19 protein-coding genes and 1 riboswitch are annotated in these 23298 nt (G+C 72.3%); of the genes, 9 read left to right on the forward strand and 10 right to left on the reverse strand.

The features are described from left to right. Positions 1–28: 28 nt before the first annotated feature. Genes icmF through IEZ24_RS07475 form a run of 3 tightly spaced genes read right to left on the reverse strand, consistent with a single transcriptional unit; the run spans position 29 to position 4604 of the window. Positions 29–3301 carry a fused isobutyryl-CoA mutase/GTPase IcmF gene (icmF, locus tag IEZ24_RS07465; protein WP_129454929.1) on the reverse strand — a complete coding sequence of 1091 codons (3273 nt, stop codon included), beginning with the start codon at positions 3299–3301 and terminating at the stop codon, positions 29–31. A 38-nt stretch (positions 3302–3339) separates the two neighbouring features. After that, positions 3340–3837, reverse strand: a complete 498-nt coding sequence (locus tag IEZ24_RS07470; protein WP_129454928.1) for a MarR family winged helix-turn-helix transcriptional regulator — start codon at positions 3835–3837, stop codon at positions 3340–3342. An 11-nt stretch (positions 3838–3848) separates the two neighbouring features. Next, on the reverse strand, positions 3849–4604 hold the full coding sequence (locus IEZ24_RS07475; protein ID WP_129454927.1) for a helical backbone metal receptor: 756 nt from the start codon (positions 4602–4604) through the stop codon (positions 3849–3851). Positions 4605–4688: 84 nt separating this feature from the next. On the opposite strand from IEZ24_RS07475, the gene IEZ24_RS07480 reads away from it, so the two are divergent. Beyond that, complete coding sequence (locus tag IEZ24_RS07480; RefSeq protein WP_129454926.1) at positions 4689–5828, forward strand: aldehyde dehydrogenase family protein; 1140 nt, start codon at positions 4689–4691, stop codon at positions 5826–5828. On the opposite strand, the gene IEZ24_RS07485 is transcribed toward IEZ24_RS07480, so the two are convergent. Beyond that, positions 5756–6208: a hypothetical protein gene (locus tag IEZ24_RS07485; RefSeq protein ID WP_207206784.1), complete on the reverse strand. Its 453-nt coding sequence runs from the start codon at positions 6206–6208 to the stop codon at positions 5756–5758. The two genes, IEZ24_RS07480 and IEZ24_RS07485, sit on opposite strands and share 73 nt — an antisense overlap. Positions 6209–6502: 294 nt before the next feature. Between IEZ24_RS07485 and IEZ24_RS07490 the strand changes: the two genes are divergently transcribed. Then, on the forward strand, positions 6503–6781 hold the full coding sequence (locus tag IEZ24_RS07490) for a DUF4212 domain-containing protein (RefSeq protein WP_129454925.1): 279 nt from the start codon (positions 6503–6505) through the stop codon (positions 6779–6781). Continuing rightward, a complete protein-coding gene (locus IEZ24_RS07495) occupies positions 6778–8463 on the forward strand; it encodes a sodium:solute symporter family protein (RefSeq protein ID WP_129454924.1) in 1686 nt (561 codons plus the stop codon). Before IEZ24_RS07490 ends, IEZ24_RS07495 begins: the two co-directional genes overlap by 4 nt. Before the next feature lie 55 nt (positions 8464–8518). Here IEZ24_RS07495 and IEZ24_RS07500 read toward each other — a convergent pair whose 3' ends face one another. The 5 genes from IEZ24_RS07500 to IEZ24_RS07520 form a co-directional block, all read right to left on the reverse strand. After that, positions 8519–9154, reverse strand: a complete 636-nt coding sequence (locus IEZ24_RS07500) for a 3'-5' exonuclease (protein WP_191192836.1) — start codon at positions 9152–9154, stop codon at positions 8519–8521. After that, entirely contained in the window at positions 9151–11025 is a 1875-nt protein-coding gene (locus IEZ24_RS07505) for a putative nucleotidyltransferase substrate binding domain-containing protein (RefSeq protein ID WP_129454923.1), read from the reverse strand. The genes IEZ24_RS07500 and IEZ24_RS07505 overlap by 4 nt, the downstream gene beginning before the upstream one ends. 42 nt (positions 11026–11067) lie before the next feature. Continuing rightward, positions 11068–11715 carry a hypothetical protein gene (locus IEZ24_RS07510; RefSeq protein WP_129454922.1) on the reverse strand — a complete coding sequence of 216 codons (648 nt, stop codon included), beginning with the start codon at positions 11713–11715 and terminating at the stop codon, positions 11068–11070. Between the two features lie 64 nt (positions 11716–11779). Beyond that, positions 11780–12226, reverse strand: a complete 447-nt coding sequence (locus IEZ24_RS07515; RefSeq protein WP_129454921.1) for a GNAT family N-acetyltransferase — start codon at positions 12224–12226, stop codon at positions 11780–11782. Beyond that, positions 12223–13122: an alpha/beta hydrolase gene (locus tag IEZ24_RS07520; RefSeq protein ID WP_129454920.1), complete on the reverse strand. Its 900-nt coding sequence runs from the start codon at positions 13120–13122 to the stop codon at positions 12223–12225. Before IEZ24_RS07520 ends, IEZ24_RS07515 begins: the two co-directional genes overlap by 4 nt. A gap of 42 nt (positions 13123–13164) precedes the next feature. After that, positions 13165–13274, forward strand: a riboswitch (TPP riboswitch). Here IEZ24_RS07520 and IEZ24_RS07525 point away from each other — a divergent pair. The 5 genes from IEZ24_RS07525 to IEZ24_RS07545 all read left to right on the forward strand — a co-directional run bounded on the left by IEZ24_RS07525 (position 13264) and on the right by IEZ24_RS07545 (position 20200). Beyond that, positions 13264–14364 (forward strand): thiamine ABC transporter substrate-binding protein, encoded by a 1101-nt coding sequence (locus tag IEZ24_RS07525; RefSeq protein WP_129454919.1) that lies wholly within the window; start codon positions 13264–13266, stop codon positions 14362–14364. (Overlaps the previous riboswitch by 11 nt.) Positions 14365–14488: 124 nt before the next feature. Continuing rightward, on the forward strand, positions 14489–16123 hold the full coding sequence (locus tag IEZ24_RS07530) for an ABC transporter permease (protein ID WP_129454918.1): 1635 nt from the start codon (positions 14489–14491) through the stop codon (positions 16121–16123). Positions 16124–16127: 4 nt separating this feature from the next. Beyond that, a complete protein-coding gene (locus tag IEZ24_RS07535; RefSeq protein WP_129454917.1) occupies positions 16128–17129 on the forward strand; it encodes an ABC transporter ATP-binding protein in 1002 nt (333 codons plus the stop codon). 21 nt (positions 17130–17150) lie between these two features. Continuing rightward, positions 17151–18197 (forward strand): phosphatase PAP2 family protein, encoded by a 1047-nt coding sequence (locus IEZ24_RS07540; RefSeq protein WP_242498457.1) that lies wholly within the window; start codon positions 17151–17153, stop codon positions 18195–18197. Positions 18198–18643: 446 nt separating this feature from the next. Next, entirely contained in the window at positions 18644–20200 is a 1557-nt protein-coding gene (locus IEZ24_RS07545) for a C40 family peptidase (protein WP_191192829.1), read from the forward strand. A 43-nt stretch (positions 20201–20243) separates the two neighbouring features. Here IEZ24_RS07545 and IEZ24_RS07550 read toward each other — a convergent pair whose 3' ends face one another. After that, the gene (locus IEZ24_RS07550; protein WP_129454914.1) at positions 20244–21119 is read right to left on the reverse strand and encodes a sulfotransferase domain-containing protein; all 876 of its coding nucleotides are present in this window, start codon (positions 21117–21119) and stop codon (positions 20244–20246) included. A 35-nt stretch (positions 21120–21154) separates the two neighbouring features. Here IEZ24_RS07550 and IEZ24_RS07555 point away from each other — a divergent pair, with 35 nt between their 5' ends. After that, positions 21155–23233, forward strand: coding sequence for an acyl-CoA dehydrogenase family protein (locus IEZ24_RS07555; RefSeq protein ID WP_224745004.1), 2079 nt, complete (start codon positions 21155–21157; stop codon positions 23231–23233). The last annotated feature ends 65 nt before the right edge of the window (positions 23234–23298 follow it).

A 23298-nucleotide genomic window follows, 5' to 3' on the forward strand; every position in this document is an offset into this window, starting at 1 on the left:
CCGATCGCTGCGCGATCGTGCGGCAGGCTCAGACGTTCCTGCGGTACTGCCCGCCGACCTCGAAGAACGCCTCCGTGACCTGCTGGAGCGAGCAGACGCGGGCGGCGTCCATCAGCACGGCGAACACGTTCTCGCCGGAGACGGCGGCGTCCTTGAGCCGGGCCAGCGCCTCCTGCGCCTCGGTGGTGTGCGCTGCCTGGAAGGCGCGCACCCGTGAGAGCTGTGACTCCTTCTCGGCCTCGGTCGCACGGGCGAGCTCGATCTCCTGGGGCGCGGCGGACTCGCCGTCGGCGTCCCTGAGGAACGTGTTGACGCCGATGATCGGCAGCGAGCCGTCGTGCTTGCGGTGCTCGTAGAGCATCGACTCGTCCTGGATCCGTCCGCGCTGGTAGCCGGTCTCCATCGCACCCAGCACGCCTCCGCGCTCGTTGATCGCGTCGAACTCCGCGAGCACGGCCGCCTCCACCAGGTCGGTGAGGTCGTCGATGACGTACGAGCCCTGGAGCGGGTTCTCGTTCATCGCCAGGCCCCACTCGCGGTTGATGATCAGCTGGATCGCCAGCGCGCGGCGTACGGACTCCTCCGTCGGGGTCGTCACCGCCTCGTCGTAGGCGTTGGTGTGGAGGCTGTTGGCGTTGTCGTAGATCGCGATCAGCGCCTGGAGCGTGGTGCGGATGTCGTTGAAGTCCATCTCCTGCGCGTGCAGCGACCGGCCGCTCGTCTGGACGTGGTACTTCAGCTTCTGCGAGCGCTCGGAGGCTCCGTACTTCTCCTTCATCGTGACCGCCCAGATGCGGCGGGCGACGCGGCCCAGGACGCTGTACTCGGGGTCCATGCCGTTGGAGAAGAAGAACGACAGGTTCGGCGCGAAGTCGTCGATGTCCATGCCGCGCGCGAGGTAGGCCTCGACGTAGGTGAAGCCGTTGGCGAGGGTGAAGGCGAGCTGGCTGATGGGGTTCGCCCCGGCCTCGGCGATGTGGTAGCCGGAGATCGACACGGAGTAGAAGTTGCGGACCTTGTGCTCGATGAACCACTCCTGGATGTCGGCCATCATCCGCAGCGAGAACTCGGTGGAGAACAGGCAGGTGTTCTGGCCCTGGTCCTCCTTGAGGATGTCGGCCTGCACCGTGCCGCGGACGTTGGCGAGTGCGTACGCCGCGAGCTCGGCACGCTCCTCGTCGCTGGGCTCGCGCCCCTCCCGCTCGCGGAAGGCGTCGACCTGCTGGTCGATCGCGGTGTTGAGGAAGAACGCCAGCACCGTGGGCGCGGGGCCGTTGATCGTCATGCTGACGCTCGTCGTCGGGGCGACGAGGTCGAAGCCGTCGTAGAGCGCCTTCATGTCGTCGAGCGTCGCGACGCTGACGCCCGAGGTGCCGACCTTGCCGTAGACGTCGGGGCGCGGGTCGGGGTCGCGGCCGTAGAGGGTCACCGAGTCGAACGCCGTCGACAGGCGGGTGGCGTCGTTGCCCTCGGAGAGGATCTTGAAGCGGCGGTTGGTGCGCGCCGGGTCGCCCTCGCCGGCGAACATGCGTGCGGGGTCCTCGTTGTCGCGCTTGAACGGGAAGACGCCGGCGGTGAAGGGGAAGTAGCCGGGGAGGTTCTCGTTGCGCCAGAACCTCACGAGCTCGCCGTGGTCGGTGTAGCGGGGGAGGGAGACGCGCGGGATCTTGTTGCCGCTGAGCGACTCCCTGGTCAGCTTGGTGTGGATCTCCCGGTCGCGCACCACGACGACCTGCTCGTCGCCGGAGTAGGACTCCACGACGGCCGGCCAGCGCTCGATCTGGTCGGCCACCTCGTGGGGGACCGCCTTGCGCGCGGACTCGAGCAGCTCGGCCAGCCCATCGGTGGTCGAGTGCCCGGCGAGGGACGAGCCGGGTGTGTCGAGACCCAGCTGGTCGGCGACGTGCTGCACGCGCTGGAGGTTGCGCGCCGCCTCGGCCAGCTCGGCCGTACGGGCGTGGTAGCCGCGGACGGTCTCGGTGATCTCGCTGAGGTAGCGCACGCGGTCGGCGGGGACGACCTGCCGGATGCCGGAGGAGTGGCGCACGTCGACGTGCGGCAGCGTGCCCTCGCCGACCGCCAGCCCCGCAGCGGCGAGCTCGTCGCGCAGGTGCTGGTAGAGCGCGGTGACGCCGTCGTCGTTGAAGGTGGCGGCGCTCGTGCCGAAGACGGGCATGTCGTGCGGCTGCTTGCCGAAGGCCTCGCGGTTGCGGACGAGCTGGCGGCCGACGTCGCGCAGCGCGTCCTTGGCGCCGCGGCGCTCGAACTTGTTGATCGCCACCGTGTCGGCGAAGTCGAGCATGTCGATCTTCTCCAGCTGCGAGGCGGCGCCGAACTCGGGCGTCATGACGTAGAGGGAGTGGTCGACGAGCGGGACGATGCCGGCGTCGCCCTGCCCGATGCCGGGCGTCTCGATGATCACCAGGTCGTGGCCGGCGGCCTTCATCACGTCGACCACGTCGGCGAGGTGGCCGGGCACCTCATGGGCGCCGCGGGTGGCGAGCGAGCGGAAGAAGACGCGGTCGCCGTCGAGGGAGTTCGCCCGGATGCGGTCGCCGAGCAGGGCGCCGCCGCCCTTGCGCCGGGTCGGGTCGACCGCGATCACCGCGATGCGCAGCTTGTCCTGCTGGTCGGTGCGGAAGCGGCGGACGACCTCGTCGGTGAGCGAGGACTTGCCCGACCCGCCGGTGCCGGTGATGCCGAGGACGGGGACGACGCGGCGCGTGGCGGCGGCCCGGAGCTCGGCGAGCATCGCCTCGTCGAGCCGGCCCGCCTCTGCCCCGGTGACGGCGCGGGCGACGGCGAAGCGGTCGCCGGTCAGCACCTGCTCGACGGTCACTGCCCGATCGGCCCACAGGTCGGTGTCGCAGTCGGCGACGACCGAGTTGATCATCCCGACGAGGCCCATCTTCTGGCCGTCCTCGGGCGAGAAGATGGTCACGCCCGACTCGCGCAGGCGGGTGATCTCCGACGGGACGATGACGCCGCCCCCGCCGCCGACGACCTTCACGTGGTCGGCCCCGGCGGCGCGCAGCGACTCCACGAGGTACTCGAAGTACTCCACGTGCCCGCCCTGGTAGGACGACACGGCCACGCCCTGCACATCCTCCTCCAGTGCCGCGTCGACGACCTCCTGCACGGAGCGGTTGTGGCCGAGGTGGATGACCTCGCAGCCCTGGCTCATGAAGATGCGTCGCATGATGTTGATCGACGCGTCGTGCCCGTCGAACAGCGCGGACGCGGTGACGAGGCGGATCGGGTTCTTCGGACGGTGCAGCTCAGGGCGGGGCAGGTCGGCCATGCCTTCGATACTAGGACATCCTAGTATCTACCGGCGAGTCACTTGGCGGACCCGTCTCCGAGGCCCGTGCGCAGTGCGGTCAGGCGGTCGGTCAGGGCCCGTACGTCGGGGCCGGGCAGGCCGGGGGCCTCGAAGACCTCGTCGTTGAGGGCTGCCGTCGCCTCCTCGACCGCCTCGCGGCCGGGACCGGTGAGCACCGCGCGGACGACCCGCTTGTCCTCGTCGCTGCGCACCCGCTCGACGTACCCCTGGGCGACGAGCCGGTCGACGGCGCTGGTGACGCTGGTCGGGTGCACCTGCAGCAGGGACCCGAGCCGGGACATCGGCATCGCCGCGTCGCGGGCGAAGGACAGCAGCCGCAGCACCTCGTAGCGGGCGAAGGTGAGCCCGCGCGGCCGGAGGACGGCGTCGATCCGCTCCATCAGCAGCTGCTGGGCGCGGACGACCGACGTCACCATCGCCATCCCGTCGGCGGCGTCGCCCCACCCGTGGGCGACCCACTGCCGGTGTGCCTCGGTGATCGGGTCGCGCGTCATGGCACCGGAGGCTATCCAGACAGCCCGGCCAGGACGGCGTGCGCCTCGACCATCGCGGGGCCGTACCAGGTCAGCAGCCGTCCCGACACCAGCCGCGTCGGCGTCCGGAGCGCCTCCGGTCCGTCGTCGGCGGTGAAGACGTACGGCTCGTCCGGCAGCAGCACCAGGTCCGCAGCGGCGTCGTCGATCTCGTCGGGGGTCACCGTGGGGTAGCGCCCCTCGCGCGCAGCCGGACCGTGGGCCAGCACGTTGGCCAGCCCGGCGCGGGCGAGCAGGTCGTCGGTGTAGGTCTGCGACCCCACGACCATCCACGGGTCGCGCCAGATCGGGACCGCGACGCGCAACCGCGGCGGGGGCGGGGGCGCCCACAGGGAGCGCGCCTCGGCGAGCCACGGCGGGTCGGCCAGGCCGAGGGCGGTCGAGAACAGCCGCGACATCGACCCGAGCGCCTGCTCCACCGTCTCGATCCGCGTCACCCAGACAGCCACACCGGCATCGCGGAGCCGGCGCACGTCCAGCTCGCGGTTCTCCTCCATGTTGGCCACGACGAGGTCGGGGGCGAGACCACGGATCGCGGCGAGGTCGGGGTTCTTCGTGCCGCGCACGCGAGGCACGTCGAGGTCGGCCGGGTGCGTGCACCAGTCGGTCGCCCCGACCAGCAGGTCGGTCTCCGTGGCGGCGAGCGCCTCGGTGAGCGACGGCACCAGCGAGACGATCCGCCGTGCCGGGCTGCTCAGTGGGACGTCGGCCCCGAGGTCGTCACGCATGGTCCGAGGCTAGTCACATGGGGCGCGGGCAACCGGACGACCGGGTGATGGGATCCGCACCGGTCGCATGATGGAGTTCTCCCCATGAGCAAGCACGCCCGGCCTCGGGGGCTGCCGATCGACGGCGTGGAGCAGCCGACGGCGGAGGGGTGGACGTACGCCGTCCGCAACCCCGCGACCGCCGAGACCCTCTGGGACGTCCCGGACGCGGGCGTCACCGAGGCGCACGCGGCTGCCGCTGCCGCGCGCCGCGCCTTCGACGCGACGCCGTGGAGCACCGACGTCGGCCTGCGCGCCGACGCCCTCCGGCGCCTGCAGGCCGCGCTCGCTGAGCGCGCCGACGACCTCGCCGCCCTGGTGGCGGCCGAGACCGGGGTGCCGCTGTCCCTCCGCGCCGCCCACCTCGACGCGCCGATCGCCCTCATGAGGGGCGAGCTGCCCGGGGAGCCCGGCCGGTCCGCCGGCGTCACCGCCGTCGTCACCCCGGCCACCTCGCCACTGGCGGTGGCGATCGAGGAGGTCGGCCGGGTCCTCGCGGCCGGAGGCACCGTGGTGCTCAAGCCCGCGCCCGAGGCGGCGAGCGCCGCGATCGAGCTCGGCCGCATCGCCCTCGACATCCTGCCGCGAGGGGTCCTGAACGTGCTGGCCACCCGCGACGTCGACGTCGCGACCACCCTCACCCTCGACGACCGCGTCGACGAGGTCTCGTTCACGGGGTCGGCCGTCGCGGGCGAGCGCGTGCGGGTCGCAGGCGAGCGGGCGGGCAAGCGCGTACGCCTCGACGTCGGCGGTCCGCTCACCATCGAGGCGGCTGACGACGACGACCTGTCCGCGGTCGTGTCCGCCGCTGCGGTGACGGTCGCCGCCAACGCCGGCCAGGCGTGCCGGCTGCCCGCGAGCGTCGTGGTGCCACCGCACCGCTACGCCGAGGCCCTCCGCACAGCCGTCGAGGCGATGGCGGAGGTCGTGCCCGGCGACCCGTCGGCGCCGGACACCCTGTGCGGCCCGCTCCGCTCGGGCGTGGCGCGCGACCGGGTGCGCCGCTACGTGGACCTCGCGCGGTCCGAGGGTGGGGACGTCGCGCTCGGCGGCACCGTCCTCGACCGCGACGGGTGGTGGTTCGCGCCGACCGTGATCGGCGGGTTGTCGCGTCAGTCCCGCCTGGTGCGCGAGGAGGTGCTCGGTCCGGTGCTCATGGTGGTGGCCGACGGGCGGAACAGCTGAGCAGCGGCGGTGGCGCCGAGCACGCCCCCGCCGAGGACGAGCACGAGACCGGGACCAGGGACCCAACCGCTGGTGCCGACCAGGGTGAGCAGGTGCACCACCTGCCAGGCGGGGACGACCAGCGCCACGAGGGCGAAGATCGTCGCCTGCACCGCCGCCACCCGGCGCATCGGGACAAGTGCCCCCGCCAGCCCGAGCATCGCCGCGTAGAACGTCCACAGCCCGGCGCCGCGGGCCCCTGACACCGAGCCCACGGCGGTGTCGATCCACGGCAGGAAGGAGCCGAGGAGCACCATCGCGACGGCCCCAGCCAGGCGGCGCTTGGCCGGGTCCGGTCCGCGTCGCGCTCGGACCGCCCTCGTCGCCGTTGCTCCGGTCATGGGGGGACTGTACGGAACGTCGCCTGCGATCGGGCGGGACCGGGCGTACGACCGGGTGCCGTCACGCACGACGAACGGTCGTCGCCGCCACGACGAACGGTCGGTCTGGAGCGCCCAGCGGCACCAGCACCCGCCCTGGCAGGCGTCCGCAGGGGCCCGTGCGCCACTAGCCGACCGATCCCTACCGCTGGGCGAAAAGTGTGACTCCCGTCACACAGATGCCTTGACCCGGTGTGATCGCGCTGTTTCGCTGCCGGGCACGCAACTCCGAGTCGTCAGCCAGTGGAGGACACCGTGGATGAACACCAGCGCCGGGACTACTGGCGCCGAAACCTGAGATTGATGGCCGTGCTGCTCACGATCTGGGCGCTCGTGTCGTTCGGTGCGGGCATCTTGTTCGTCGAGCCCCTCAACGAGATCGTCGTCGCCGGCTTCCCGCTCGGCTTCTGGTTCGCCCAGCAGGGCTCGATCATCACCTTCGTGATCCTGATCGCGGTCTACGTGGTCCGGATGGACAAGCTCGACGCCGAGTTCGGCATCGACGAGTACGAGGAGGAGGTGCACCACTCGTGAGCGACATCCAGACCTGGACCCTCGTGTTCGTCATCGTCACGTTCAGCATCTACATCTTCGTCGCCTACCGCAGCCGGGTCAGCACGACGTCAGGCTTCTACGTCGCAGGTGGCGGCATCCCGGCGCCCGCCAACGGCGCGGCGATCGCGGCCGACTGGATGAGCGCGGCGTCGTTCATCTCGATGGCCGGCATCATCGCCTTCGCCGGCAACGGCTACGGCGGCTCCGTCTACCTCATGGGCTGGACCGGCGGCTACGTGCTCCTCGCGCTGCTGCTGGCGCCCTACCTGCGCAAGTTCGGCAAGTACACGATCCCCGACTTCGTCGGTGACCGCTACAACGAGACGGCCCGCCTGGTCGCGGTGGTCGCGGCCATCGTCGTGTCCTTCGTCTACGTCGCCGGCCAGATGGCGGGCGTCGGCCTGGTCTTCACCCGCTTCCTCAAGGTGGACCCGACGACGGGCGTCATCATCGGCATGGCGATCGTCTTCTTCTACGCCGTGCTCGGCGGCATGAAGGGGATCACCTGGACCCAGGTGACCCAGTACACCGTGCTGATCATCGCCTACCTGATCCCGGCGTTCGCCGTCTCCGCCAAGGTGACCGACGTGCCGATCCCCCAGGTCGGGTTCGGCACGATCCTCGCGGAGCTCGACGCGCTGCAGACCGAGCTCGGCATCCCCGAGTACACCGCCGCCTTCGGCAGCACCAACATGCTCAACATGCTGCTGATCACCGCGTCGCTGATGTTCGGCACCGCGGGCCTGCCGCACGTGATCGTCCGCTTCTACACGGCCAAGAGCGTGCGAGCGGCGCGCTACTCCGCGCTGTGGGCGCTGTTCTTCATCGCCCTGCTCTACACCACCGCCCCGTCGGTGGCGGCCTTCAGCAAGCTGCAGATCATCGAGGACGTCAACGGCACCGCGCTGAGCGAGATGCCGTCGTGGTTCAACACGTGGTCCGAGGTCGGCCTGATCACCCAGGCCGACGGCTCTCCCGTCTCCGACCTGGGCGCGGACACGGTCGTCAACTACAGCGACATCCTGATCAACAACGACATCATCGTGCTGGCCTCGCCCGAGATCGGCGGTCTCCCGGCCCCGATCGTCGGCCTGGTCGCGGCGGGCGCGCTGGCCGCGGCGCTGTCGACGGCGTCCGGACTGCTGCTGGTCATCTCCAGTGCCGTCGCCAACGACGTCTACTTCAAGAAGATCAACCCCCAGGCCACCGAGGCCCGGCAGCTCATGGTCGGCCGCATCGCCATGGCCGGTGCGATCGTGGTCGCCGGCTACCTCGGCATCAACCCGCCGGGATTCGTGGCCCAGGTGGTGGCGCTGGCCTTCGGGCTGGCGGCAGCGAGCTTCTTCCCGATCCTGGTGCTCGGCATCTTCTGGAAGAACTGCACGGCCATGGGCGCGACGGCGGGCATGCTCGCCGGACTCGTCACGACGATGGCCTACATGTTGTGGACGATCGACATCTACGGCAACGGCGAGGGCATCTTCGGGATCCTCGAGACCGGCTTCGGCACGATCGGCATGCTGATCAACTTCGCGGTGACGATCATCGTCTCGCAGTTCACCCCGAAGCCGAGCCCCGTCATGCAGGAGCTGGTGGAGGAGATCCGCTACCCCGGCAAGACCGAGCTCGTCGCCAAGCACGCGCAGGGCGAGATCCACTGACGCGACGCTGAGGACCGTCGACGCCGGGGTGCAGTCGCCCGGGCGTCGACGTCGTTCAGCGGCGCCCGCGCAGCCAGGACCTGAGGCGGTCTATCCACGGCTCGCGGCGGCGTACGTCCCGCAGGCTGAGCGGTCCGCTCGCGCCGAGCTCGGCGGTCTGCGCCAGGTAGAGCTCGGCGCAGGCGAGCGCATCTCCGAGGGCGTCGTGGGCCGTCGTCACCGGCAGCCCGTGGCGCTCCCTGGCCCTCCAGAGGCGCAGGTCCCCGGGGCGGACCTCGCCGTGGCGGACCAGCAGGCGGCGCTGGAGGTCGAGGGTGCACACGGCCGGCGGCAGGACCGGACGCTCGCCCACGGCCCGGAAGGCCGCGCCGAGGAACGCCAGCTCGAACGGGGCGTGGTGGGCGAGGAGCACCCGTCCCGACAGGGCGCTGCGCAGCTCGGCCAGCACCTCGGCGAGCGGCCGGCCCTCCTCGAGGTCGTCGTGGGTCAGGCCGTGGATGGTGACCGCGTCGCCGGGATCGTCGTGGCGCACGACGCGGCGCCGGCCCCCGGAGAGGTCGATGCGCAGGCCGTCCACCGGCACCCAGCCCACGGCCAGCACCTCGTCGTGGGCAGGCGAGAGCCCGGTGGTCTCGAGGTCCACCGCCAGCAGGGACAGCCGGTCGAGCCGGGTCCCGTCGTCGGGCGTCACGTCAGCTCGCGGACGGGGTAGCGCTGCGCGATGGCGCCCTGGGCGGACCGGATCACGCCGAACGCCGCCCTCAGGTGGCGCTGCTCGAAGTGGCTGAGCGTCGACGGGTCGACCCAGTTGTCGGCCGGTCTCCCGGCGCGGACCTGCTCGACCTGGTGCCGCAGCCGCAGGTGCGCGAGGAACTCCCACGCGTCGCGCAGGTCGGCCCCCAGCGTCGGGCTGACCAGGCCGGCGGCGACGGCGTCCTCGAGCCGGGCGAGGGTCGACATCGCGTCCGACCCGCACGCCAGCCCGTGGAGGCGGGCGATCTCGACGACGGTGTTGATGCCGCCCCGCTTCACGTCGAGCGTGTCACGGTGCTCGCCGGAGCGGTCCACGACCAGGCCGCGGAAGAAGCCGAGCGGCGTGTGGTGCGACGCCGCGGCGGCGGCCAGGTGGGCGAGGAAGATCGGGGCGCCCTTGGCTGCCCGGCGCTCGATGGCCACCAGCTCGGCGGTCAGGTCCGGGTCGCCGTACTGGTGCCGCAGGTCGAAGAACACGCTGGCCTCCAGGATCGCCTCCGGGGTCGGCGTGCCGACCCAGCGCGCCACGTGGGCGCGCCAGGTGCCGAGGGGCTGGCGCCACCGCGGGTTCGTGGCCATCTTGTCGCCGCGGCACCGCGGGTAGCCGATGGTCTCCAGGCCGCTCGTGACGAGCTCGGCGAGCGCGCCGAACCAGGGCCCGTGCAGCTCCGGCCGGTAGTCGTCGTGCAGCAGCAGGGCATGGTCCTGGTCGGGGCCGAGGGCCTGCTCGAAGCGGGCCCGGGAGCCCAGGGTCAGCCAGGCGTACGGCACCGGAGGCGCACCGAGCTCGGCCTCGGCGAGCGCGATGACCTGCTGCTCGATCGCGTCCCCGACGGTGGTGACGACCCGGCCCGCGTCGTGGGCCGACGTGCCCTGCCGGACGAGCCCGGCGACCACCCGCTGCAGCCGGGTGGCCAGCTCCGCGATCGTGGCGACGTCGGGTGCCTTGGCGATGTCGCCGACGAGGAACACGGGGTTGGCCTGCTGGAGGCGGAGCAGGTCGGTGGCCGTGACCATGCCGGTGGGTCGACCGTCCTCGACCACGGGCAGGTGGTGGATGTTGCGGCGCACCAGCTCGAGGAGCGCCTCCAGGGCAGGCGCGTCGGGGCGGGTGGTCGCCGGGTCCGGCGTCATGACCGCGGACACGGGACCCGCCGGGTCCACGGCGGCGGCCAGGACCCGGGTGCGCAGGTCGCGGTCCGTCAGGATGCCGACGAGGGCCTCGCCGTCGGTGACCAGCACCGACGAGATCCGCTCGTCCGACATCAGCCGGGCGGCCTCCAGGACGGAGGCGTCGGCACGGATGCTGACCGGCGCCCGGCTCACCAGGTCGCGCACCGCGCTGGACATCATCGACCGCTCCGGGCCGGTCACCTCCCGTCGTTGCCGGGCGACCGCCTCGCGCAGCCGTCCGGCGCGGTGCTCGAAGAAGGACGCGAAGTCGGCGTGCTGGGCGCGGAGCTGGTGGAACACCTCGGCCGGGCAGGCCAGCACCAGCGTGTCCTCGATCGCGTGGACGGTGACCGGTTGCGGCGACCCGGTCGCCAGTGCGGCGCCGCCGATGCAGGTCCCGGCGGCTCCCCGTTCGACCAGCTCGCCGGCGCCGTCGCGCAGCTCGACGGCGCCGGACCTCACCACGAGCAGCTCGACCGCGGTGCTGCCCGCGGCCAGCACCACGGTGCCGCGGCGGTGGTAGCCGATGCTCAGCCGCGGCGGGATCGACTCGAGGACCGCAGCCGGCAAGGAGTCGAACGGGGCGTGGGCCGCGAGGAAGTCCCGGATCTCCGCGAGCTCGACGTTGAGGGGCACCCACCCATCATGACGACAGGCACGGGCCGGCGCTGCCTGTTGTCACTCCTCCCCGAGGTGCGGGTCGCCCAGGAGGTACTGCGTCAGCGGACCCTGGTGCTGGCGGTCGTGGTGGCGCACCGGCTCGGGGACCATGCGTCCCTCGGCGGTGTCCCAGAAGCGGTCGACCCGACGGGCCACCGCACGGGCGAGCCGGCCGACCGGCCCCCGGTGCGGGATCCACGGGTGCGGCCGCGTGGGAGACGCCAGCTCGGCACGGTGGAGCAGCGTGCCCAGGTCGCGGGGGTCGTTCGGCTCCTCGGAGAGCAGGGTCGCGGCAAGTCGTCGCTCCAGGTCGCACACCAGCTCGAACTCGCGGCGCACGTCCTGCCAGATGGGCGGCCACGGCCGTCCGACCGCGAACGTGGAGCCGTACAGCTTGGCCTTCACCTGCGCGAGCGACTCCTCGTAGGAGCGGCTGGCGGCCAGGAACTCGTGGGCGAGGTCGTGACCACCCGGGAGGTGGCGGACGAGTGGCGCGATCGCGTCGACCATGGCGGCGTTGTGCCGGCTTGCGGCGGCCAGGAACGTGTCGATGGCGGTGTAGTGGTCGCGGGGGTGGCGCACGTCGGGTCGCGCGTCGGCGGCCAGGACCAGGCGGTACCCGAGGTCGTGGTGGATGCTCTCGAGGTCGTGGGCGAGGGTGATCACGGCGGTCACCTCCTTCGGAAGCCGTGTCACTCCAGTCTTGCTCGTCCCGGCCCCAGCGCAAGGCCTACGGGATCTGCGCCGGTCGCCGCATCGGGACGTGCATGATGCCGTCCTCGTCGAACTCGGGCCCGGTCACCTCGAAGCCGTACGCCTCGTAGAACCCGGTCAGGCCGGTCTGGGCGTCGAGGCGCACCTCGCGGCCGCCGCAGAGCGCCATCGCCTCGTCCATCATCAGCGCCGCGAGCCCGCGTCCGCGGGCGGCCGGCGCGACCACGACCCGGCCGATCCGCGCGGCCACACCGTCGTCGAGCACGCGGAGGGTGCCCACCACCGAGCCGTCGTCGTCGAGCAGCACGACGTGCCGGGTGGCCTCCTCGAGGTCGCGGCCGTCGAGGTCGGGGTAGGGGCAGTCCTGCTCCACGACGAACACCTGCTGCCGCAGCCGCCACACGTCGTACGCAGTGCGCGGCGCCAGCTCGTCGACGGTGGTCGCCAGCACGCGGACGCTCATCGGAGGAAGTCCACGACCTGGGTGAAGGCGCGGCGCGCCTCCGGGATCAGCGGGAGGAGGCCGTAGACGTGGATCAGGTCGGGCTCCTCGACCGAGGTCAGGTCCCAGCCGGCCTCGACGGCTCGCCGCGCGAGCAGTCGGCACCCCGGGGCCAGGAGGTCGCGGGTGCCGTACAGCACCAGCGCCTTCGGCAGGCCGGCCAGGTCGGCGAGGGCGGGGGAGACCTCCGGGCGGCCGAGGTCGTCGGGTGTGCCGGCCCACCACCCGGCGTACGCCTCGAGCTTGCTGTAGAACAGCCACGGGTCGACGGCGTCCACCTCCCGGGTCTCGGGCGTCGAGGACGTGAGGTCGACCCACGGCGCGTGCAGCACGAGGTGTGTCGCGGGCGTCAGGCCCCGGTCGCGCATGGACAGCGCCATCGCGAGCGCCAGGCCGCCGCCGGCGGAGTCGCCGGCCAGCACGACGCCGCCCTCCTGGTCCGCCCAACGCGCGGCGTCCGCGACGAGGGCGTCGTGCGAGTCGGCCCACGTGTGCTCGGGTGCGAGGGGGTAGTCGGGCATGACGACCCGGGCACCGACCGCCTCGGCGAGCCGGGTGGCGTAGCGCACGTGGACCGCGTCGATCGGAGCCATGAAGGCCCCGCCGTGGACGTAGTAGAGGGTGCGGTGGACCCGGCGCCCGCGCGGGGTCAGGACGTGGGAGGGGAAGCCGATGTCGGCGACCGCGACCTCCCAGTTCTTCGCGAAGCGGGGCGTCGCCCGCGTCGGGAGGCGCCGGTCCAGGGTGCGGTGGTCCGCCTCGACGCGGGCCCGCTCCGCCGGTTCGCTGTCGAGGTCGCCGGCCTTGCGCAGTCGTGGGATGACGGTGGCCAGCAGTGCGTGGCGGAGGCTCGGCATGGACGCAGCGTAGGGGCCCGCGCGGACGGCGCTAGGCTGATGGAGAGAAGACAGGGGAGCACGCGCAGGCGTGCTGAGAGTGCGGACCAGCCGCAGACCCTCCGAACCTGATCCGGTTAGCACCGGCGCAAGGGAGTCCAGATGAAGCACGTACGCGTCCGCGCTGCCCTCACCGTGGGGGCGGCCACCGCTGCGGCCCTACTGCTCGGCGGCTGCAGCCTCGCCGGCGGGGGCGACGGTCCGACCGCGACCGAGCCGTCGACCTCGCCGACGGAGTCGGGGGGGACGGGGGAGCCGGGCGGCACCGTCGTCCTCGCCACCCACGAGTCGTTCACCCTGCCCAAGAAGCTGGTGCGGGCGTTCGAGGAGGAGACGGGCTACACGCTCGAGGTCCGCGCCGCCGGCGACGCCGGCACGCTGGCCACCAAGCTCAGCCTGACCGCCGACAACCCGATCGCCGACGCGGCCTTCGGCATCGACAACACCTTCGCCTCGCGGCCGCTGGGCGAGGGCGCGTTCGCCGAGGTGTCGACCACGGCGACCCCGCCCGACGAGTACGTCCTCGCCGAGGGCGGCGACCGGCTCGTCCCGATCGACTCCGCGAGCGTGTGCGTCAACGTCGACACCGACTGGTTCGACGCCGAGGGGCTCGAGCCGCCGCAGACGCTCGACGACCTCACCGACCCGGCCTACGCCGACCTGATGGTGACCCCCGGCGCGTCGACCAGCAGCCCCGGCATGGCCTTCTTCCTCGCCACCGTCGCGGCCTACGGCGACGACTGGCAGGACTACTGGACCGACCTGCTGGCCAACGGCGCCAAGGTCGTCGACGGGTGGGAGGACGCCTACTACGGCGACTTCACCGCCGGGTCCGAGCAGGGCACCCGCCCGATCGTGGTCTCCTACGACTCCTCCCCGGCCTTCACGGTCGCCGACGGGCGCACCACCACGGCGGCGCTGCTCGACACCTGCTTCCGCCAGGTCGAGTACGCCGGCGTGCTCGCGGGCGCCGACAACCCCGAGGGCGCCGCGGCGCTCGTCGACTGGATGCTGACCGACGAGGTGCAGAGCGCCCTGCCCGAGTCGATGTACGTCTTCCCGGTCATGCCCGGCGCGACCGTCCCCGACGACTGGGCCGAGTTCGCCCCCCAGCCCACCGACCCCTTCGAGGTCTCCCCCGAGGAGATCGCCGCCAACCGCGAGCAGTGGCTGACCGAGTGGACCGACGTCATCTCGCGATGACTGCAGCCCTGGTTTCGACACGCTCGTTCCTCGCTGCTCGACCGGCGGGCCTCCGCTGGTGCCTCGCGGGCCTCCGCTGGTTGAGCAGGGACGAAGTCCCGTGTCGAAACCGAGGTGCTGCGCGATGAGGCGCATCGCCGGCCTGCTCCTCCTCGCCGCGGCGCCGGTGCTGGTGCTCGGCGTGCTGTTCGTCCTGCCGGTGACCGGCATGGTCGCCGAGGGCTTCTTCGTCGACGGCCGGTTCGCGCCCGGGGCGGTGCTCGACGTGCTCGCCCGGCCGCGCGTCCACCGGGTCGCGTGGTTCACCGTGTGGACCTCCGGCACCGCCACGCTGCTCGCCGTGGTGCTGGGCCTGCCCGCGGCGTACGCCCTCCACCGGCTCGCGCTGCCGGGCCGCGCGGCGGTGCGGGCGGCACTGCTCGTGCCGTTCGTGCTGCCCACGGTCGTCGTCGGCGTCGCGTTCCGCCAGCTGCTGGGCGAGGGCGGACCGCTCGGCTTCCTCGGCCTCGACGGGACGCCGGTCGCGATCGTGGCCGGACTGGTGTTCTTCAACGTCGCCGTCGTCGTGCGCACCGTCGGAGTCGCCTGGGAGTCGCTCGACCCCCGCCCCGGGCAGGCGGCCGCCGCGCTCGGGGCGTCCCCGTGGCAGGTGCTGCGCACGGTCACCCTGCCGGCGCTGCGCCCCGCGATCGTCGGCGCCGCCAGCATCGTCTTCCTCTTCTGCGCGACGGCGTTCGGCATCGTGCTCACCCTCGGCGGCGTCCGCTACGCGACGGTCGAGACCGAGATCTACCTGCTGACCACGACGATCTTCGACCTCCGGGCGGCGGCGGCGCTGTCGGTGCTGCAGATCGTGGTGGTCGTCGGCCTGCTCGCCCTCGCCGCGCGGCTGCGCGCGACGCCCGACCCGACGGCCCAGCGCACCGTGTCGCCCGTGCGGGCCGTACGCCGCTCCGACGCGCCCGCCGTCGTCGCCACGCTGCTGGTGCTCGGGGCGATGCTCCTGCCGATCCTCACGCTGGTGCTCGGCTCGCTCTCAGTGGGGGACGGCTGGGGCCTCGACAACTACCGCGCGCTCACGACCGTCGGTGACAACCAGGCGCTGCTGGTGCCGGTCACCGCCGCACTGGCGACCAGCCTGCGCACCGCCGTCGACGCGACCTGGATGGCGCTGCTGGTCGGCGCGATGGTGTCGGTGATCGTCACGCGTCGCTCGCACTCGGTCGCGGAGCGGCGGGTGCGCTCGACCCTGGACGGCTTCTTCATGCTGCCGCTCGGCGTCAGCGCGGTGACCCTGGGCTTCGGCTTCCTCATCACCCTCGACCGGCCGCCGCTCGACCTGCGCGACTCGCCGCTGCTGGTGCCGATGGCCCAGGCGCTGGTCGCGCTCCCGCTCGTGGTGCGCACGCTCGCCCCGGTGCTGGGGGGCATCGATGACCGCCAGCGGCAGGCCGCGGCCTCACTGGGCGCGTCCGCCTGGCGCACCCTGCTCACCGTCGACCTGCCTGTGGTGTGGAAGCCGATGCTCGCCGCCAGCGGCTTCGCGTTCGCCGCCTCCCTCGGGGAGTTCGGGGCGACGTCCTTCCTCGCCCGCGACGAGAGCCCGACGCTGCCGGTCGTGATCTTCCGGCTGATCGGCCACCCGGGCGAGATGAACTACGGCATGGCCCTGGCCGCGTCCGTCGTCCTCGCGGTCGCCACCGCCGTGGTGATGCTGGCCGTCGAACGGCTGCGCGTGCCCGGTGTGGGAGCGTTCTAGGGCCATGCTCCAGCTCACCGACGTCACCGTGCGCTACGGCGACACCGCCGCCGTCGACGAAGTGACCCTCGCCCTCGAACCCGGGCAGGTGCTCGCCGTCCTCGGCCCCTCCGGCTGCGGCAAGTCCACCCTGCTGCGCGCCGTCGCCGGGCTCGAGCCGCTCACGTCGGGCTCCGTCTCGTGGGCCGGCGCCGACCTCGTGGGCGTGCCGACCCACAAGCGCGGCTTCGCGCTGATGTTCCAGGACGGCCAGCTCTTCGCGCACCTCACCGTCGCCCGCAACGTGGCGTACGCCCTGCGCCTGCGGCGTACGCCGTCCGCTCGGGTCGCGACGCGGGTGCGCGAGCTGCTCGACCTGGTCGGGCTCGCGGGCTACGACGACCGGCTCCCCGGCACGCTCTCCGGCGGCGAGCGGCAGCGCGTCGCGCTCGCCCGCGCCCTCGCCGTCGAGCCGCGGCTGATCCTGCTCGACGAGCCCCTGTCGGCGCTCGACGCGACCCTGCGCGAGCGCCTGGCCGGCGACCTGCGCGAGATCCTGCACGCCGCGGGGACGACGGCGCTGCTGGTGACGCACGACCACGACGAGGCGTTCGCGCTGGCCGACCGGCTGGCGGTGATGCGCGCGGGCCGGGTGGTGCAGCAGGGGGCGATCGACGAGGTGTGGCGAGAGCCGGTCGACGAGGAGACCGCACTGTTCCTGGGCTACGCGCGCGTCGTGCGCGGGGACGCCGCAGCGCGGGTGCTGGCGTCAGGCGGCCTGTCCCCGGCGTACGCCGTGGCGCTGCGTCGCTCGGCCCTCGTGGTCGACCCGGCCGGCGACCTGCGCGCCGTCGTCGAGTCGGCGCGGGTGACGCCCGAGGTCGTCCGGCTGGTGGTCGCCGCCGAGGGCATCGGCCCCGTCGACGCGGTGGCGCCGCTGGGCAGCCGCGTCTCACCGGGCGACGAGGTCGCGCTGCGGGTGGACGTGACGAGGCTCGCGGTCCTCGCGATCGCGGCCGGGGGTTGACCCATCCCTACACTGACGTCCGTGTACAGACCGGCCTATGCCCTGCTCGTGGGAGTCGCAGCCCTGATGGGCGTGCTCGCGCTGGCTGCGTCGTTCACGCTCGACCGGCCGCTCGTCGACCCCGAGGGCTTCCTCGGTCCGTCCTGGCTGAGGCTGCCGCTGCTGGTCCTCGGCGCGTTCCTGCTCGACCTGCTGCCGCGGACGCTGTGGTACTCGCGGATGAAGCCCGCGCTGATGCCCGACATCGTGCGCGAGCGGATCCGCAGCCACTGGGACCGCGAGCGGGTCATCCTGGTGGTCCTCGGACTGGTGTGCTTCTACATCACCTACGTCTGCTACCGGAACCTCAAGTCGTTCCTCCCCTTCATCATGGGCGAGGACAAGTACGACCGTGAGCTGCACCTGATCGACCGGGCGCTGATGTTCGGCCACGAGCCGGCCACGATCCTGCACACGATCTTCGGCACCGGGTTCTCCGCGCACTTCCTGTCCACGATCTACCTGTGGTTCCTGCCGCTGGTGCCGCTCGCCCTCGCCGCGTGGCTCGTGTGGTCGCGCAACATCACCTTCGGCTACTGGTTCGCCACCTCGCAGTGCCTGGCCTGGTCGATCGGAACCGCGTCCTACTACGCGCTGCCGACCCTCGGTCCGGGCTTCCAGTACAGCTACCTCTACACCGACCTGCCCGAGACCGGCTCGAGCGCGCTGATGGACGCCCTGTCCTACGGACGCGACGGCGTGCTGCGCAAGGGCGCCGAGGGGGCGGTGCAGTCGGTCGCGGGCTTCGCGTCCCTGCACGTCGCCATCACCCTGCTCGTCGCGCTGATGGTCCAGTACACGCTGCGCAACCGGATCCTCCACATCGTCTTCTGGGCCAACTTCGCGATCACCGTCGTGGCCACGCTCTACTTCGGCTGGCACTACATCGCCGACGACCTCGCCGGCGTCGTGATCGCCCTGTTCTCCTTCTGGCTCGGGGGGCTCGCGAGCGGGCAGAAGTTCGACAGGAACGGATTGTCCTCGCACCCCACCTCGACGACCCGTCAGGTGCCGGTCGACGCCGAGTGACGTCGGGGGTCGGCGGGCGTCCCCGCGCGTCCAGCGTCATGCGAACCCGCACCCATGCGTACGGATCGGGATGACGCCCGCCGTGGCGCGCCCGCTGCGTCATGCGAACCCGCACACATGCGTACGGATCGGGATGACGTACGCCGTGGCTCGCCCGCTGCGTCATGCGAACCCGCACCCATGCGTACGGATCGGGATGACGTACGCCGTGGCTCGCCCGCTGCGTCATGCGAACCCGCACCCATGCGTACGGATCGGGATGACGCCCGCCGGTCACGTGGGCGGACCCCAGAGAACTACACTTATGTAGTTTGCAAGCCGACACGCCGGTCAACAGTGAAAAAGTTGGGGAAAGTGTTCCCAGTGTGACGAAAGTTCACTAACGTGCCTCGAGTTGCCCGTGCGAAGGGGAAGTCGCGCGGGCCCGAGACCCTCAGGGGAGCCCTGTGCCCTTCGCACCGTCACCGCACAACCAGCACGCGCCTCGGCGTACGACCGCGCGCTGGGCGAGCGCGGTGGTCCTGGTCGCGGGACTGGCCGTCGGCGGCGGGCACGACGCGTACGCGGACGACGACCCGGTGCCCAGCGAGGGCGACGTCGCCGCCGCGCAGGAGCGGGCGGCGCAGAAGGGTCGCGACGTTGCGGCCGTGCAGGCCGACCTCATCCGCGCCAACCTGGCGCTGACCACGGCCGGCGACCAGGCGGCCCAGGCCGCCGAGGCATGGAACGGTGCCCGTTGGCGCGCCGAGGAGGCACGCAAGGACGCCGAGGCGGCCGAGGAGGCCGCCGAGGCCGCTCGCGAGGACGTCGAGCGGCAGCGCGAGCTGTACGCAGCGACGGTCGTCCAGTCCTACGAGGACGGCACCCAGATGCAGGGGCTCTCGGCCGTCGTCGACGCCGACGGCATCGAGGCGCTGATCGACCGCACCGTCACGATGGGCAACACGTCCGACGCGCTGGACAACCAGTACGACTCCTTCATCGCCTCCTCCGCGGTCGCGGAGGTCACGGCGTCCACCGCCGAGCAGGCCGCCGAGCGTGCCGCCGCGGCCGAGGCCGACGCACAGGCGGCCCGAGACGCCGCCCAGGCCGCGGAAGCCGACGCCGGAGCACAGGCGGAGGCGATCTCGGCCACCAAGGCGGACCTGATCGCCGAGCTCGCCGAGCTCGAGGGGATCAGCGTCCGGCTGGCGGAGAAGCGACAGGCGGCGCTCGAGCTGGCGGCAGCCGAGGCGGCGGCCGCTGCGGCACAGGCGCAGGCAGAGGCAGAGGCGCAGGCAGAGGCAGAGGCACAGGCGCAGGCCGAGGCGGAGATCGAGCAGCAGGCCGAGCAGGAGCAGCCGACGACGCCGACCCCGACGCCGACCCCGACACCCACCGCGACACCCACCTCCACGCCGACCCCGACACCCACCGCGACACCCACCGCGACGCCGACCCCGACACCCACCCCGACACCCACGCCGACGCCGACGCCGACACCCACCCCGACACCCACGCCGACCCCGACACCCACCCCGACACCCACCCCGACACCCACGCCGACGCCGACGCCGACACCCACCCCGACACCCACGCCGACCCCGACACCCACCCCGACACCCACCCCCACGCCCACCCCCACCCCGACGCCGGCCTCGGGCGGCGCGTCGGCGGCGATCGCGTTCGCCGCCTCGCAGCTCGGCGACCCCTACAAGTGGGGCGCTGCAGGCCCGGACGCCTGGGACTGCTCGGGCCTGACGTCGGTGGCGTGGTCGAAGGGTGGCAAGTCCCTCCCGCACTACTCCGTCGCGCAGTACACCCAGTCGACGAGGATCAGCGCCGGCCAGCTGGCCCCCGGCGACCTCGTGTTCTGGGGCTCGTCGAGCAGCGCGAGCTCGATCTACCACGTCGCGATCTACATCGGTGACGGCCAGATCATCCACGCGCCGCGCACGGGCCGGCCGGTCAGCCAGGAGTCGATGTACTACTGGCGCGCGCCGAACTTCTTCGCGCGCCCCTGACCGCCCCCGACCGTACGGGACCGGACCAGGAGCTCGACCGGCCTCAGCGCACCTTCCGCGCGAACCGGGCGGCCAGCTCCCCGGGGTCCATCCCGCCGTCCAGGACCAGGCGGGTGGGCCACGCCGAGGTGTCGATGCCGGAGAGCTCCTCGAAGAGCGCGAGGTCCTTGGCGTAGATCTCGGCCACCCGGGCCAGGTCGTCGGCGGTCGGCGCGGTGCCGGGCACCTGCTCGGCACCGGCGTGCCAGTTCTTCAGCGGCGGCACGTGCTCGAAGCGCGGCAGGTCGAGGAAGTCGGTCGTGCGGTGGACGGTGGCCTCGAAGTCGCCGAGCATCGAGCGCAGCTCCAGCAGCAGCCACTGCCGGCGGTCGAAGAGCTCGAAGCCGCGCTGCAGCTGCTCGCCGTAGAAGCCGCGGGCCAGGCCGGTCATGTGCCGCCACCGCATCGTGCGCACGTCGTCGGGCACCTCGTCGGGCAGCGACGTGTGCGGCCACTCGGTCAGGAAGTCCGGCCAGTCCGGCCACGCGAGGTTGCGCGAGCGGAGCATCACCCAGTGCGAGAACAGTCGCTCGAGCGGGTCGCGGAAGACGGCGATGAGCGGCATGTCCGGCTTGTAGGCGCGCATCCGCTCGAGGGCGTGCGGCCAGTAGAGATAGGTGGGGGAGGCGTCGCCGAGCAGCCGGTGGACGCGGGCACGGCGCGGCGCGGTGTAGTCGGTGGCGTAGTCCGGCGACGACCAGTCGACGGTCTCGTCGTCGAAGTAGTGGCGCTCCTTGTCGGGCGCCTGGCACACCAGCCGGTGCTGGTTGAGCGTGACCGCGAGCGTCGACGTGCCGCCCTTCTGCACGCCGACGACCGCGAAGTTGTAGGCCATCGACCCGAGCGCATCGCCCGGAGGGGTGGCATCTGACACGTTCATCGCGGTGAACCTACCGGCATGGCTACCTTTGGTGAATGGCCACCGACCAGGTCCCGCCCACCTCGACCGATCCGCTCGACGAGATGCCCACCGTGGAGCCCGAGGCTGCCACGGCCCACATCGACGAGGCCGACGTCCCTGCCGACAAGGGCTACCGGCAGCCCGAGGTCGACGTCGACGCCCTCCGCGCGCTGCTCGACGGCCCCTACCGCGAGGTCCGCGACCTCGTCCGGGCCAACCTCGCCGAGCACGCGCAGATCCTGCTCGACGAGGAGCAGATGACCACCGCCGACTTCCGCGAGCGGGTCAAGGACGTCGTCGTGATGATGGCCGGGACGGGGCAGACCGGCATGGGCTTCCCGGAGGAGTACGGCGGCGGAGGCGACATCGGCGCCTCGGTCGCGGCCTTCGAGACCCTCGCGTTCGGCGACCTCTCGGTGCTGGTCAAGGTCGGCGTCCAGTTCGGCCTGTTCGGCGGCGCGATCCTCCAGCTCGGCACGAAGACCCACCACGACGCCCACCTCGCCGACCTCGTCACCGGTCGCACCATGGGCTGCTTCGCGATGACCGAGAGCGGGCACGGCTCCAACGTCCAGGCCCTCGGCACGGTGGCGACGTACGACGCCGCGGCGCAGGAGTTCGTGATCACCACCCCCGACGACACGAGCCGCAAGGACTACATCGGCAACGCGGCGGCCCACGCCGAGCTCGCCGTCGTCTTCGCCCAGCTCGAGGTCGACGGCGTCGGCCACGGCGTGCACGCCTTCGTCGTCCCGATCCGCGAGGACGGCCAGGTCGTCGACGGCGTACGCATCGAGGACTGCGGTCCCAAGATGGGCCTCAACGGCGTCGACAACGGACGGCTGTGGTTCGACGGCGTACGCGTCCCGCGCACCGCGCTGCTCAACCAGTTCGCCGAGGTCACTCCCGAGGGCCGCTACCTCTCGCCGATCGACAACCCCAACAAGCGCTTCTTCACGATGCTCGGCACCCTCGTCCAGGGCCGCGTCTGCGTCGGCGGCGCCGGCATCAACGCCGCCAAGGTCGCCCTCGCCATCGCCACGCGCTACGCCGTGCGCCGCCGTCAGTTCGAGGCGGTCTCGCCCGACGAGGAGCAGGTGCTGCTCGACTACGGCATGCACCAGCGCCGGCTGCTGCCGCTGGTCGCGCGGACGTACGCCCTGCACTTCGCCCAGGAGGTCGTCGCCGGGCAGCTGCACACCGTGTTCTCCGGCCCCGGCCCGACCGAGGAGGGCAGCGACGAGCACGCACGTCGGATGCTGGAGTCGCGCGCTGCCGGCACCAAGGTGCTCGGCACCTGGCACGCCACCCGCACCATCCAGGAGTGCCGCGAGGCGTGCGGCGGCGCGGGCTACCTCAGCGAGAACCGGTTCGCCGCGCTCAAGGCCGACACCGACGTGTTCACGACCTTCGAGGGCGACAACCACGTCCTGCTCCAGCTCGTCGCCAAGGGCCTGCTCACCGACTACGCCGGCGAGTTCGAGGAGATGGACCAGCTCGGGATGGCGCGCTTCGTCGCGGGGCTCGCCGTCGAGACCGTCGTCGAGCGCACCGCGGTGCACAAGCTCGTCCAGTCCGTACGCGACCTGCTGCCCGGCGGCGACCGCTGGGACCAGGAGGCGGGGCTGCTCGACCCCAACTACCAGCTCGCGATGCTGCGCTTCCGCGAGGAGCACATGATCGGCGGCGTCGCCCGGCGGCTCAAGCGCGGCATCGACCAGGGGATGAACCCCGGAGCCGTCTTCTCCCGCGTCCAGGACCACGTCATCGCCGCCGCGCGCGCCCACACCGAGCGGCTGGTGCTGGAGGCCTTCGTGCAGAAGGCCGCCGATCTGCCCGACGGCGACCTCAAGGTCACGGTCAACCTGCTGTGCGACCTCCACGCGCTCACCACGATCGAGGCCGACCGGGCCTGGTTCATGGAGCACGGGCGGCTCTCCAGCACGCGCTCCAAGGCGATCAGCCGCGAGGTCAACGCGCTGTGCCGCAAGCTCCGCCCGCTGGCCGTGGACCTCGTCGACGCCTTCGGCGTGCCGGAGGAGATGCTGCGCAGCCCCGAGCTTCTGGGGTGGCCGATCGGGCAGGACGCCTGAGGTGACCTTCGGCGGGGCGGTCGCGCGGGCCGTCGAGGCGTTCCTGTTCCGATCCTGAGCACCCG

The sequence above is a fragment of the Nocardioides ganghwensis genome, assembly GCF_014779655.1.
GTDB lineage: Bacteria > Actinomycetota > Actinomycetes > Propionibacteriales > Nocardioidaceae > Nocardioides > Nocardioides ganghwensis.

Excerpts from the sequence above, each read along its gene's own strand:
- IEZ24_RS07535 (WP_129454917.1), top strand. The coding sequence starts at position 16,128 with ATGCTCCAGCTCACCGACGTCACCGTGCGCTACGGCGACACCGCCGCC.
- IEZ24_RS07480 (WP_129454926.1), top strand. The coding sequence starts at position 4,689 with ATGAGCAAGCACGCCCGGCCTCGGGGGCTGCCGATCGACGGCGTGGAG.
- IEZ24_RS07520 (WP_129454920.1), bottom strand. The coding sequence starts at position 13,122 with ATGCCGAGCCTCCGCCACGCACTGCTGGCCACCGTCATCCCACGACTG.
- IEZ24_RS07555 (WP_224745004.1), top strand. The coding sequence starts at position 21,155 with ATGGCCACCGACCAGGTCCCGCCCACCTCGACCGATCCGCTCGACGAG.
- IEZ24_RS07470 (WP_129454928.1), bottom strand. The coding sequence starts at position 3,837 with ATGACGCGCGACCCGATCACCGAGGCACACCGGCAGTGGGTCGCCCAC.
- IEZ24_RS07515 (WP_129454921.1), bottom strand. The coding sequence starts at position 12,226 with ATGAGCGTCCGCGTGCTGGCGACCACCGTCGACGAGCTGGCGCCGCGC.
- IEZ24_RS07525 (WP_129454919.1), top strand. The coding sequence starts at position 13,264 with ATGAAGCACGTACGCGTCCGCGCTGCCCTCACCGTGGGGGCGGCCACC.
- IEZ24_RS07485 (WP_207206784.1), bottom strand. The coding sequence starts at position 6,208 with ATGACCGGAGCAACGGCGACGAGGGCGGTCCGAGCGCGACGCGGACCG.
- IEZ24_RS07475 (WP_129454927.1), bottom strand. The coding sequence starts at position 4,604 with ATGCGTGACGACCTCGGGGCCGACGTCCCACTGAGCAGCCCGGCACGG.
- icmF (WP_129454929.1), bottom strand. The coding sequence starts at position 3,301 with ATGGCCGACCTGCCCCGCCCTGAGCTGCACCGTCCGAAGAACCCGATC.
- IEZ24_RS07530 (WP_129454918.1), top strand. The coding sequence starts at position 14,489 with ATGAGGCGCATCGCCGGCCTGCTCCTCCTCGCCGCGGCGCCGGTGCTG.
- IEZ24_RS07550 (WP_129454914.1), bottom strand. The coding sequence starts at position 21,119 with ATGAACGTGTCAGATGCCACCCCTCCGGGCGATGCGCTCGGGTCGATG.